Consider the following 12,070-nt stretch of genomic DNA (forward strand, 5'->3'; position numbering starts at 1 on the left):
AAACTTTTTAGAAAAACTTTTTATAAAGCTCAACAATTAGGAAAACAGAAATAAACGTAGGGTGCGTTAGGCAATCCATTGTTTTTAGGGAAAAAATCAAGGTCTAAATATTGCCGTAACGCACAAACTTTTTAGAAAAACCAACAATTAGGAAAACAAAAATAGGATAACCTTATCGGCGATCAATGGCATTTTCTGGAATTAATTACTAAAATAGGATTACATTGTATTGTAAGTGTTTCTAATATGTCCAAGCCGATAAAATACTTAACAAATGAGCAGGGAGAACGAGTCGGGGTTTTATTGGACTGGAACACCTATTCTCGATTTGCCAATTCATTAGGACTCGATGAAGATTGTTTGATTGGTTTGAGTGTGGATGAATTAAAAGCGCTGGCAAGTTGTCAATTAGCCTTGGTAGAGCAAACCCGTTTAGATGATTTAGTGACGAGAAATGCAGAATCTTTACTCTGCGCTGATGAGGTAGCGGAGTTAGATGAGTTGTTGGCAAAAACAGATCAATTAACAATTCTTAAAACTCGTGCCAGATATACGTTAAAGTGCTTGGAACAAGGTACGACAGCAGCGTGAGTGTTTATATTCGGATGGGGTTTTCCCTGTCTGACAGGAGAGGGATGCAGAAACTCCGATTCTATCTTGTAAGTCATGACCAAATCTTCTTAGCCTACAATTAAAAATATTAGAGAGTTTCATCGGGATTCCTTCTCGAACTAACAGACAGGTAAATGATTGACTGGACTTCCTATCTCGAATCAATCTCAGAAAAGTACGCCCAATGGGAGACATTTTACACCCTCACCGACGTAGAGGGAAAAACGCGCCCAGCGAAAACTGCACCCTTGCTAAGGGATTTGTGGGTACAGACGATTGAAAAAGAACGGGAAAACCCGCAAGAAAGAGCAGAAAGACCAGAAAAAACCGAAAGATTCACGGTTTTAGAAGGTTTACGCAAGTATAAGGCTAATCACGTTCTTTTAAAAGGTCGTCCGGGTTCAGGAAAATCGACCGCTTTAGCAAGATTGTTATTAGAAGAAGCGCAAAGCTTGCGCCCAAATCAACAAAATCAGGCTAAAATCATTCAAATTCCCATTCTCATCGAATTACGCTTGTATGAAACCTCAATTCTTGATTTAATTTTACAATTCCTGAAACGCCATAAATTAATTATTGATAGTAATACCCTAGAAAGTTGGCTGTTAGAAAATCAGAATTTCATCCCACTATTATTATTTGATGGTATCAATGAATTGCCCTCAGATCCTGCACGACAGAAATTAAAAAACTTTCGCCAGCAGTATGCAGAAATCCCGATGATTTTCACAACAAGGGATTTAGGCAGCGACGACTTAAATATTGAGAAAAAGCTGGAAATGCTCCCCCTGAGCGAACCACAGATGCGGGATTTTGTCAAGTCCTATTTGCCCGAAAAAGGCGAAGAAATGCTTAAACAGTTGGGAAATCGTCTCAAGGAATTGGGAGAAACTCCTCTGCTTTTGTGGATGCTTTGTTCAGTTTTTGATGATAATGAGAACAAAATTCCTGCTAATTTAGGCTTAGTTTTCCAGATTTTTACAGGAATTTATAACAAGAAATTAAAAGCAGATGTTCCTACTTACCAAGAATCGCGGGATTGGTGGCGAGAATTGCTGCAAGTGTTAGCTTGGAAAATGACACAAGGGGAGTCAAAAACTGAGATTCAGGTGGCTATTTCCCGAACAGAAGCAGAGGAAGAATTAAGCAAATTTATCAAAAATAAAGGATTTCCCGAATATTACGGTAAGCAGTGGTTAGAGGATTTACTTAAATATCATCTAATTCACCTAGAAGGTAATGAGAAAATTGCTTTTCGCCATCAACTGATTCAAGAATACTACACGGCTGAGGAATTACAGAAAAAACTACGCCATCTCAAGGATGAGCAGTTACAGTGGGACTATTTGAATTATCTCAAATGGACGGAACCTATGGCGTTGCTGTTGGGGTTATTGGATAATGAAACCCAAGCAAAACGGGTGGTTAAGTTAGGGTTAGAGATTGATTTACAATTAGGAGCGAGGTTAGCAGGAGAAGTCAACTTTAAGTTTCAAAAGCAGACAGTGGAATTAGTGCTGCGGTTGGATGTACCGAAACTGTTTAAGGTGGAATTATTGGGACTAACAAAGTCTATTGAAGTTGTTAATGAGTTGCTCAAGGCTTTAGAAGACTCTGATAGGGATGTTCGTTGGGAGGCAGCCGAGGCTTTGGGTAATATTGGCTCAGAAACAGCCATTGCGGGGTTGCTCAAGGCTTTAGAGCACTCTGATGAGTATGTTCGTTGGGAGGCAGCCGAGGCTTTGGGTAATATTGGCTCGGAAACAGCGATTCCGGGGTTGCTCAAGGCTTTGGAACACTCTGATGAGGATGTTCGTGGGAGCGCAGCCGAGGCTTTGGCTAAGATTGGCTCGGAAACAGCGATTCCGGGGTTGCTCAAGGCTTTGGAACACTCTGATGAGTATGTTCGTGGGAACGCAGCCAAGGCTTTGGCTAAGATTGGCACAGAAACAGCCATTCCGGGGTTACTCAAGGCTTTAGAAGACTCTTATGGGTATGTTCGTGGGAACGCAGCCAAGGCTTTGGGTAAAATTGGCACAGAAGCAGCCATTCCGGGGTTACTCAGGGCTTTAGAAGACTCTTATTTTGAGGTTCGTAGGAAGGCAGCCGAGGCTTTGGCTAAGATTGGCTCAGAAACAGCCATTCCGGGGTTGCTCAAGGCTTTAGAAGACTCTTATTTTGAGGTTCGTAGGTACGCAGCCGAGGCTTTGGCTGGGATTGGCTCGGAAACAGCTGTTCCGGGGTTGCTCAAGGCTTTAGAACACTCTGATGAGGATGTTCGTGGGAACGCAGCCGAGGCTTTGGCTAAGATTGGCTCAGAAACAGCCATTGCGGGGTTACTCAAGGCTTTGGAACACTCTGATAAGTATGTTCGTAGGAACGCAGCCGAGGCTTTGGCTAAGATTGGCTCAGAAACAGCCATTGCGGGGTTGCTCAAGGCTTTAGAACACTCTCATTGGTATGTTCGTAGGTACGCAGCCGAGGCTTTGGGTAATATTGGCTCAGAAACAGCGATTGCGGGGTTGCTCAAGGCTTTAGAACACTCTGATTGGTATGTTCGTGGGAACGCAGCCTTCGCTTTGGCTAAGATTGGCTCGGAAACAGCGATTGCGGGGTTACTCAAGGCTTTAGAAGACTCTGATAATTATGTTCGTTGGAACGCAGCCTTCGCTTTGGGTAATATTGGCTCAGAAACAGCGATTGCGGGGTTACTCAAGGCTTTAGAAGACTCTAATGAGTATGTTCGTAGGGACGCAGCCTTCGCTTTGGGTAATATTGGCTCAGAAACAGCGATTGCGGGGTTACTCAAGGCTTTAGAAGACTCTGATTTTGAGGTTCGTGGGAAAGCAGCCTTCGCTTTGGGTAATATTGGCTCAGAAACAGCGATTGCGGGGTTACTCAAGGCTTTAGAAGACTCTGATAGGCTTGTTCGTAGGGACGCAGCCGAGGCTTTGGGTAAAATTGGCTCAGAAACAGCTGTTCCGGGGTTACTCAAGGCTTTGGAGCACTCTAATGGGGGTGTTCGTGGGAAGGCAGCCTTCGCTTTGGGTAAGATTGGCTCAGAAACAGCCATTCCGGGGTTGCTCAAGGCTTTAGAAGACTCTGATTATTATGTTCGTAGGGACGCAGCCGAGGCTTTGGGTAAAATTGGCTCAGAAACAGCCATTGCGGAGTTGCTCAAGGCTTTAGAAGACTCTGATGGGTTTGTTCGTAGGAACGCAGCCGAGGCTTTGGGTAAGATTGGCTCAGAAACAGCGATTGCGGGGTTGCTCAGGGCTTTAGAAGACTCTGATGAGGATGTTCGTTGGAATGCAGCCGAGGCTTTGGGTAAAATTGGCTCAGAAACAGCTGTTCCGGGGTTACTCAAGGCTTTGGAGCACTCTAATGGGGGTGTTCGTGGGAAGGCAGCCTTCGCTTTGGGTAAGATTGGCTCAGAAATAGCCATTCCGGGGTTACTCAAGGCTTTAGAAGACTCTTATTTTGAGGTTCGTAGGTACGCAGCCGAGGCTTTGGGTAATATTGGCTCAGAAACAGCGATGACTGAACTTATCAAATGCCTGAAAAATCCTGCTTTTGTCACATTAAATAATCGCTATACTCTCTATCCAGCTAGAAAAGCACTAGACACAATTCAAAACAAACTTAAATACTATCACCCCCTCTCCCAACCCATGAATCAACAAGTTTACATCTCCTACAACTGGCAAGAAGACAGCAACGAAATGGCTAATCAACTCGTCCAAGCTTTTGCCGCTAAAGGAATTGAGATTATTCGGGATAAAACCCACACCACCTATAAAGACTCCATCAAAAACTTTATGCAGCAAATTGGACAGGGGAAATGTGTCGTCGCCGTCATCAGCGATAGATACTTAAAATCAGAAAACTGTATGTTTGAATTAGTAGAAATTGCTAGAAATGGTGACTTTTATCAAAGAATATTCCCGATTATTTTACCAGATGCCAGAATTCATAAAGACTTCGAGCGCATAGACTACCTGAAATATTGGGAAGACGAAAAAGCAAAACTACAAGCAAAATACAAACAAATTGATTTAGCTAAAACTAATAGTATCTTGGCGACATTAAACTTATATGATGAAATCAGGGGCAATATTGATAATCTAACCAACATTCTTAAAGATATGAATACTCTCAATATCGACTTACACCGCCAATCGGAATTTGCAGCTATGATTCAAGCAGTAGAAACTAAACTTGCAGAGGATGGTCAAAATATTCCTACTTCTTCTGAAAAAAACGCATCCCTATCATCTATTACCTATGATTTAAGAGGAGCTACCATTGGCAATTTAGCTCATAATGTGGAAGGAAGCCAACAGAATTATCCCCAGTAACCTAACAACAATAACCCAGAGAAAAAATAACATGGTTCAGCAACTTAATAACACCCAAATCGCCATCAATACTTTATTGAATAAACTCAACGATTCTCTCCCCCAGATCCGCGCTAAAGCCGCCGAAGTTTTGGGAAAAATTGGCAATAGCAGCCTTGCCGATACCTTAGTATCTCATTTAATGCAAGAAAATGATCTTAATGTTCGCCTGAATTTGATTCGAGCTTTAGGAGAAATTGGCAATGAATCCGCCATTCCTTGCCTAGCTTTCTGCTTATCTGATGCTAATCCCGATATTCGGATAATCACGGCAGAATCTCTCGGAAAAATTGGTAGTGAAAAAGCAATATCCTATCTCATTCAATCCCTACAAGATAAGGAAGTAAAAGTTCGTGTCACAGCCACAATTGCTTTAGGTGAAATTGGACTAGAAGATGTTATTCCTTATCTAGTAAATGTATGTTCCGATGAAGATGATAGCGTGCGTTTCAGTGCTGTTGATGCCCTCGGTAAGATTGGCTCTCGTTATGCAGTAAACTGATATGAAATTGAGTACAGAATCCCTCGATTTAATTATCAGAACCCTTGCTAAAAGACTATTCACAGACAAGAATCCAAGTATTCGGATTAAAGCCGCTCAATCCTTAGCTAAACTTGCCACCGAAAAAGCCATTCCCACTCTATGTCAAGCCCTAGAAATTGAAGCCGATCTTAATGTCAGTTTTGCCATTATGGATGCTATAATTATCATCAGTAATCTTCAATCTTCTAATCTTATGTCAGAAGCTTCTAAATATGACCTTCGTGGAGCAAATATTGCTAACTTTGCCGATACGGTGCAAGGAGATCAAAAAGCAGTTCAACATAATTACGCCACACCCCAAAATTTAGCCGAAGCTGCTCAAGAAATCCAACAACTTATCAGCCAACTCACCCAAACTTATCCCACTAATACCGAAGTTGAAAAACAAACTTTTGTCGCACAAGTTGACGCAGAAATCAAGAAAAGTTCTCGCTTAAGAACCATTTTAATCACGGGAGGAATTGAATTAATTAAAATCCTCTGTCCTCCCCTCGGTATTCCCATTGAAATGGGTAAAAAATGGCTAGAAACTGCTAATTTAAGTGAGTAAACCGAGAGGTTTAATAATCTTCTAATGATACAAATCCCGAAGTCCGCCGCTGATGGGTTTTATTTTTGAATTAGCACAATTATAACCATAAGTCAAGCTTTTTTGATGATAATTAACTTTTTTGTTGGTGATATCTTGACCCTGTTCCAGTTTTGGAGACAACCAGTATTTCTATTCTAATAAGGTCTCTTTAATTGTTGTTAAAACTTTGCTATCTTTGACCATCCAAGCATGAAGCAATACCGGAATGGAAATTTCTTTGCCCACCGATAAACGAGAACTATGGGCGGGAAATATCATTAAATCGTAGGGAGTCCAGATAATTGTGGTTTTAATTTTATTTAAAATTTGTTGACAATCTTGATTTAAATCCTCTAGAAATTGACTCCCCGGCTGCATTTGTCTAATCCCATCTAAAGGTAAACTATACGCGGTTAAAGTGCCTCGATTCGGAGCAGAAATATTTAGGTAACGTTGCACTCTTTCCACTCCTCCCAATCTTTGCAGGTAGTAGCGGGTAATTAATCCTCCCATACTAAACCCAATCAAATCTACTTTCTGCTCTTTAGCAAAGTTTTTCTCGATATAATTATCTACCTGACCCGCTAAAACTTCTAACTTTTCGTAACCATGATTGGGAATTAGGTTAAAACTATGCACCTGCCAACCATGATAGTTTAAATACTTGCTCATCGGTTTAAAAACAGCAGTAGTGTCCAGAAAACCATGCACCAAAACAACGGGATTCATAGATGAGATTTTATCCTTAAATTCTGAATCTATTCTAACGGTTGATCGGGGTGATGAGCGAAAAATTTTTGGGAAGAGCCTATCTACTAGGTACGGCTACCGGCAACTTCTAAGGATTAGGGAAAAAACCAAAAAGTTTAGCGGCACCTCCTAAAATAGCGACTACCAATGCTATCAGAATCCCTCGATTGGTGAATTCCTGATAGGCAACTCTTGCAGTTAATCCATTGATTTTTTCGTCTAAAGTCTTAATATCTCCCTTGAGTTCGGCCTGTCCTATTTCTACTTTAGTTAACCGGTCTTCTATCTTGTCAAATCTCTCATCAATACGTTTTTCCAGAGAGTCGATTTTCTCATCAATACGTTTTTCCAGAGAGTCGATTTTCTCGTCAAGGCGTTTTTCCAGAGAGTCGATTTTCCCCTCAATCCTTGTCAGGACAGCTTCTAGGGAATAAGTGACAGTTTCGTTAGACATTTTGAGCCACTCCAAAAGTCAAATCTTCAGGGCTAAATGCTGGAGGCTATATCTTACCGAAAAATCAGGAGTCTATAGGCGTACACGGATTCCCATTATAAGAAAATTATAATTCAAGACTTGAGTTTTTGTCAAGCTTTTTTTGACAGCAATCAATCGCAAGAATTTCGGGAAAGTATTTAGCCACCGATGCCTAACCGTCCCGCTAAACTAGGGCTTAAAGGAATCAGAATCGCTAACATTAAAAAGAGTAGTAATAAACCCCAACCAGCGCGGGTGTCATCGGGTTCGGTTAACTCATTTAAACTAGGTCTTTCCAACTCTCTTTGTAAAAAAGCGACTAAAATTGTCCAATAGAGAGGAATCGGATTACTGGGATTAACTAAGGAAATAATGCCTAAAATGACCAAAGTGGCGACAGTGGTACGGCGGGCAATTTTGCGACCATAAATAGCTTGAACAATTCTGCCACCATCTAACTGTCCTGCGGGCAGTAAATTAAGGGCGGTAATCACCAATCCTAACCAACCGATAACAGTTAAAGGATGCACGGAGATAACGGCATTTTGTAACTCGTCGCCCAAAACTATCCGCGCTAAAAAACTCACTAAAATTGAACTTTGGAAAAAGGTACTAGGGATTTGAAAAAGGCTGGCAGAATTAGATAAAGTTAGTCCAACAATTAATAAGATTAAAGAAACCAAACCTCCCAAAGCAGGACCAGCGAAAGCTATATCAAATAGAACACTGCGGTTAGGTAATAAAGATTCAAAACGAGTAATTGCCCCAAAAGAACCAATCTGCCAAGTGGGAAGAAAATAGGGTAAACTGAGACGAACATTATGGCGTTTAGCGATAATTAGATGACCGATTTCGTGGGCAATTAATACCGACCATAAACCCAAACTCAGGGGAATTGCTTCTCGATATCTCTGCCAATTACTAAACAAATCAAAACCCAATAAAATTCCCGCCGCTTCTAAGCTGGTGACAATAGTGGCTACTAACAAAACTAAAGAGAGATTTTTTTGAGCAAGAGTGGCAGGACTAGGATCGTTAGTTTTGGGAAGGATAATTACCACAGGTTTTTCCTCGGTTCCTTCCACCAGAAATAAACGATATTTATCGCCAAAATGAACACTTAATTTCTGGGTTAAGCGAGAGTGAACGATATCTGGTTCTCCCCGTAAATTGCCTTTAAAAATTGCCCCTTCCTGAAAAGAGATAGTCTCGGTGGCAAAAAAAGTATCTATCCCAAAAATACTCTGAATAACTTTTAAATCCTCTTCGGTAATTGGAATCACATCCGGTACAATTACTGTCACCGCTGCCGTGGTTTCGAGAGGAGTAACGGACTGGCTAACTGCCGGGTTAACTTTCGGTTCAATTATCTGATTGGTTTTCAGTAAGCGTAAACGGTTGCCCAAATAAATATAGATAATGGTGGAAGCAACCAGTAAAAAGAGAATTACCGCTAGATTGAGATAAATTCCTGCCGCAAATAGCCCGAAAAAAATTAACCAAGGAGCTATGAGTACCAAGGATTGTAACCAAGCTAAAATTCCCAGTTGGCCGTAGGGTTTAGCCCGATAAAAACTCCAAGTCAAGATAGCACCAGCGACGAGGAAAATAACAGCGATCGCAGCAATTTCCGAAGAAATATTAACCATAGGAAAGTCAAAATCAATAGGTTTTTATCAATCAATTTGATTATAAGCTTGCAGGGCAGCCCGTAATTGACCCCGATGCTTTTGTAACAATTCTTGTCCTGCGGCCGCCGAAAGTCCCGTTTTCTGCATTAACAAAGCCAGTTTAACCCGGCGGCCACTTTTTTCCAGTAAAATAGCCGCTTCCTGGCGACTAACATCGGTAAGGTTGCAGATAATCCGCAGGGCGCGGTCATGGAGTTTATGATTAGTAACTGCCACATCGACCATCTGGTTGCCGTAAACCTTGCCTAACATTACCATTGTCCCTGTGGAGAGGATATTTAAAGCCATTTTCGTCACCGTTCCCGCTTTCAGCCGTGTGGAGCCGGCCAAAAGTTCCGGTCCAGTCAATAACCGGATATCCACATCCACCGCGATCTCCACTTGTTCGGCGGGGACACAACTAATAGCAATCGTCGTCGCACCTCGCTGTTTTGCCGCCCGTAAAGCCCCATGAACGTAGGGGGTTGTCCCCCCGGCGGTAATCCCCACTACCACGTCTAATTCGTGAATTTCTCGCTGGGCAATAATCGCCGCCCCATCTTCCGCTTTATCCTCCAAATCTTCGGAACTACGCACCAGCGCCGCCGCTCCACCGGCGATAATTCCCTGTACCAATTCCGGGGGAGTGCAGAAGGTGGGGGGACATTCGGCCGCGTCCAAAACCCCCAGCCGGCCACTGGTTCCCGCCCCAATGTAAAAGAGTCTACCACCTTTAGCCAGAGCTTGACTGGTCAGGGATATCCCCAGGGCCAATTCTTGCCGGGCCATGGCGATCGCTTTTAGGGTTTGGGCATCCTCGCGATTGAAGAGATCCACCAATTCGAGCGGGTTTAATTGGTCTAAATTTAGGCTATTTGGGTTAATTTGTTCGGTTAAAAGGTGTCCTCTGCTTTCCCACTGTTCCATAACGGTTTAATTGAGCTTTTCGTAAGATTATTTTCAGTATATAGCCAATCGGTGGGTAAAGAGCTTGACAATTGCCGCCCGAATATTAGATAATAGTAAATCGTGTCAATTCCTGCTCGGATCAGGTGAGGACATTAGCACAAAAGCTGGAATTTTTTTCAGCTACCTGTACGGCAAAACGAGCGCAGAAAATTCATGAGTTACGCAATTATTGAGACCGGTGGCAAACAGATTCGGGTAGAACCCGGTCGCTATTACGATATCGAACTTCTTCCCGTCGATGAACAAAGTACCCATACCATCGACAAAGTGCTATTAATCCATGATGAGGATGATATTAGCATCGGTCAACCCTTTATCGAAGGGGCCACCGTCGAAGGGACTGTCATGCAACATCGTCGGGGCAAAAAAGTTATTGTTTATAAAATGCGCCCGAAAAAGAAAACCCGTAAAAAACGCGGTCATCGTCAAGAAATTACCCGTTTTATGATTGATTCAATCAATTATAACGGTAAAACCCTAGTCGCCACTGCTGCTACCTCCGTCGCTGAAGTTGTAGAAGATAGTAGCGATGAAGAAGAATAACTTTTAGAATCAAAAAAGCATTTGGAGAGAAATTATGGCTCATAAGAAAGGTACGGGTAGTACCCGCAACGGACGCGATTCTCGTTCCCAACGCCTAGGCGTTAAGCGCTACGGTGGTCAAGTGGTAAAAGCGGGAAATATTCTCATCCGTCAACGGGGTACTAAAGTTCACCCGGGTAAAAATGTTGGTCGTGGTGGCGATGATACTTTATTCGCTTTAATTGATGGTGTGGTCAAATTTGAATACAAGGATAAAAGTCGCCGTCAAGTTAGCGTTTATCCTGCTGAAGTTAGCGCTAGTTAATCCCATCAACCCTGATTAATTTTTTCCCTGTAACCTCCTAACTCATCCTAGGGGGTTTTTCAAATAATTTATATCTGTTGACAGACTAGACCGAACACTCATGGATTAAAATAGTCCGAAAGTAGCTCGGAAAAGATGAACTGAGTATGATTCTTAAAATTGCCCATATCTTAAAAAATTTGCCCTGGTCTTTCAATTCTACTGCCGAATTACCCTGGTTGGATCGATCGCGAGCGGAAAAATCCCTGCAAAAAGCTCGTCAACAACAGCGAATTTCCGAACGAGAATATCAACTCCTCGACCATTGGCGAGAATTGGGTTATTGTATTGTCAAAGATTTAATTCCGGCCACGGCGATCAATAATTTAGTAGCGGAATTAGCCGATTTATTTTTCCTAGAATCGGCTATCCCTGGATTAAGAATTGAAGGCATTCAAGCAGAAAATCTACCAGCGAGTTTAAGTCACGAGCAAGTTTTAGCCCTAGATATGGAGCAAAGAAAAGCCTTAGTTAATTCTATTTGGCGACTCCATGCCTTTCATGAGATTTCCCCCGCCGCTCAAGCAATTTTTGACAATCAAAATCTGAGAGATTTAGTTAATTTAATTATTGGCAAATCCTGCGAACCGAGATATTCCATCAACTTCCTGCACGGTACAGAGCAGGGGCTGCATGAGGATATGGCAGTTTTTTATGTTCATCCTGCTAATCATTTAGTTGGTGTTTGGATTGCCTTGGAAGATATTTCCGCCGATGCTGGCCCACTAATTTTTTATCCTAAATCTCATAAAAATATCAAAGTAACTGACTTTTTTCCAGACTATCCCGCCGTCAATCTTAAAAATATTACTGCCGCTCAAATTCCCCAATACCAAGATTATGTTAACCAGCGCGCTCAGAATTATGACTGTCAATCATTTACTGCTAAAAAAGGAGAGATTCTTCTCTGGCACGGAATGTTAATTCATGGTGGTGGGAAGATTAATAATACCCTGCTAACCCGTAAATCGATGGTAATTCATTTTATTGCCGAGGGTGGCGATTACAACGATCGGGCTTTGGGACCTTTTAATTGGTAAGATTAATGTACCACTATTGACATCCTCGCCGCCGTAAAACGGACGGCGATTCCTCACCACGCCACCTTTTTAGAATGGTCGCGTCAATGGGGTTGACGCGACCCGGGATGCTGCTTCTTTAACAGAAGTCTTACGCTTTCCGACCCGTCCATTTAA

Annotated in this window: 11 protein-coding genes; 7 read left to right on the plus strand and 4 right to left on the minus strand. The window is 42.2% G+C overall.

The annotated features are described in order from the left end of the window. Nucleotides 1-246 precede the first annotated feature (246 nt). The 4 genes from IM322_RS04535 to IM322_RS04550 all read left to right on the plus strand — a co-directional run bounded on the left by IM322_RS04535 (nt 247) and on the right by IM322_RS04550 (nt 6,103). Nucleotides 247-591 carry a hypothetical protein gene (locus IM322_RS04535; RefSeq protein ID WP_287675105.1) on the plus strand — a complete coding sequence of 115 codons (345 nt, stop codon included), beginning with the start codon at nt 247-249 and terminating at the stop codon, nt 589-591. Nucleotides 592-746: 155 nt separating this feature from the next. Continuing rightward, the gene (locus tag IM322_RS04540; RefSeq protein WP_287713120.1) at nt 747-4,970 is read left to right on the plus strand and encodes a HEAT repeat domain-containing protein; all 4,224 of its coding nucleotides are present in this window, start codon (nt 747-749) and stop codon (nt 4,968-4,970) included. Nucleotides 4,971-5,001: 31 nt separating this feature from the next. After that, on the plus strand, nt 5,002-5,511 hold the full coding sequence (locus IM322_RS04545) for a HEAT repeat domain-containing protein (protein ID WP_287078045.1): 510 nt from the start codon (nt 5,002-5,004) through the stop codon (nt 5,509-5,511). A 1-nt stretch (nt 5,512) separates the two neighbouring features. Next, nucleotides 5,513-6,103, plus strand: coding sequence for a HEAT repeat domain-containing protein (locus tag IM322_RS04550; RefSeq protein WP_287675109.1), 591 nt, complete (start codon nt 5,513-5,515; stop codon nt 6,101-6,103). A 171-nt stretch (nt 6,104-6,274) separates the two neighbouring features. Here the strand turns inward: IM322_RS04550 and IM322_RS04555 are convergent, their stop codons facing one another. The 4 genes from IM322_RS04555 to murQ form a co-directional block, all read right to left on the minus strand. Further along, nucleotides 6,275-6,853, minus strand: coding sequence for an esterase/lipase family protein (locus IM322_RS04555; RefSeq protein WP_286826924.1), 579 nt, complete (start codon nt 6,851-6,853; stop codon nt 6,275-6,277). A gap of 109 nt (nt 6,854-6,962) precedes the next feature. Then, entirely contained in the window at nt 6,963-7,328 is a 366-nt protein-coding gene (locus tag IM322_RS04560; RefSeq protein WP_286826923.1) for a DUF4164 domain-containing protein, read from the minus strand. A gap of 179 nt (nt 7,329-7,507) precedes the next feature. Further along, nucleotides 7,508-8,998, minus strand: a complete 1,491-nt coding sequence (locus IM322_RS04565) for a site-2 protease family protein (protein WP_287675112.1) — start codon at nt 8,996-8,998, stop codon at nt 7,508-7,510. A gap of 27 nt (nt 8,999-9,025) precedes the next feature. Next, a complete protein-coding gene (murQ, locus tag IM322_RS04570) occupies nt 9,026-9,946 on the minus strand; it encodes an N-acetylmuramic acid 6-phosphate etherase (RefSeq protein WP_287675113.1) in 921 nt (306 codons plus the stop codon). A 195-nt stretch (nt 9,947-10,141) separates the two neighbouring features. Between murQ and rplU the strand changes: the two genes are divergently transcribed. The 3 genes from rplU (at nt 10,142) to IM322_RS04585 (ending at nt 11,914) form a co-directional block, all read left to right on the plus strand. Then, on the plus strand, nt 10,142-10,531 hold the full coding sequence (rplU, locus tag IM322_RS04575) for a 50S ribosomal protein L21 (protein WP_149989476.1): 390 nt from the start codon (nt 10,142-10,144) through the stop codon (nt 10,529-10,531). 34 nt (nt 10,532-10,565) lie between these two features. Further along, complete coding sequence (gene rpmA, locus IM322_RS04580) at nt 10,566-10,835, plus strand: 50S ribosomal protein L27 (RefSeq protein WP_002744094.1); 270 nt, start codon at nt 10,566-10,568, stop codon at nt 10,833-10,835. Between the two features lie 146 nt (nt 10,836-10,981). Next, nucleotides 10,982-11,914 (plus strand): phytanoyl-CoA dioxygenase family protein, encoded by a 933-nt coding sequence (locus tag IM322_RS04585; RefSeq protein ID WP_287675114.1) that lies wholly within the window; start codon nt 10,982-10,984, stop codon nt 11,912-11,914. Nucleotides 11,915-12,070: the final 156 nt, after the last annotated feature.

The sequence above is a fragment of the Microcystis sp. M109S1 genome (assembly GCF_020247025.1).
Classification (GTDB): Bacteria; Cyanobacteriota; Cyanobacteriia; order Cyanobacteriales; family Microcystaceae; genus Microcystis.

Bases quoted from the DNA above. Each gene is read 5' to 3' on its own strand.
- IM322_RS04555 (WP_286826924.1), bottom strand. From the start codon at position 6,853: ATGAATCCCGTTGTTTTGGTGCATGGTTTTCTGGACACTACTGCTGTT.
- IM322_RS04560 (WP_286826923.1), bottom strand. From the start codon at position 7,328: ATGTCTAACGAAACTGTCACTTATTCCCTAGAAGCTGTCCTGACAAGG.
- IM322_RS04535 (WP_287675105.1), top strand. From the start codon at position 247: ATGTCCAAGCCGATAAAATACTTAACAAATGAGCAGGGAGAACGAGTC.
- IM322_RS04565 (WP_287675112.1), bottom strand. From the start codon at position 8,998: ATGGTTAATATTTCTTCGGAAATTGCTGCGATCGCTGTTATTTTCCTC.
- IM322_RS04545 (WP_287078045.1), top strand. From the start codon at position 5,002: ATGGTTCAGCAACTTAATAACACCCAAATCGCCATCAATACTTTATTG.
- IM322_RS04540 (WP_287713120.1), top strand. From the start codon at position 747: ATGATTGACTGGACTTCCTATCTCGAATCAATCTCAGAAAAGTACGCC.
- IM322_RS04550 (WP_287675109.1), top strand. From the start codon at position 5,513: ATGAAATTGAGTACAGAATCCCTCGATTTAATTATCAGAACCCTTGCT.
- IM322_RS04585 (WP_287675114.1), top strand. From the start codon at position 10,982: ATGATTCTTAAAATTGCCCATATCTTAAAAAATTTGCCCTGGTCTTTC.
- rpmA (WP_002744094.1), top strand. From the start codon at position 10,566: ATGGCTCATAAGAAAGGTACGGGTAGTACCCGCAACGGACGCGATTCT.
- rplU (WP_149989476.1), top strand. From the start codon at position 10,142: ATGAGTTACGCAATTATTGAGACCGGTGGCAAACAGATTCGGGTAGAA.
- murQ (WP_287675113.1), bottom strand. From the start codon at position 9,946: ATGGAACAGTGGGAAAGCAGAGGACACCTTTTAACCGAACAAATTAAC.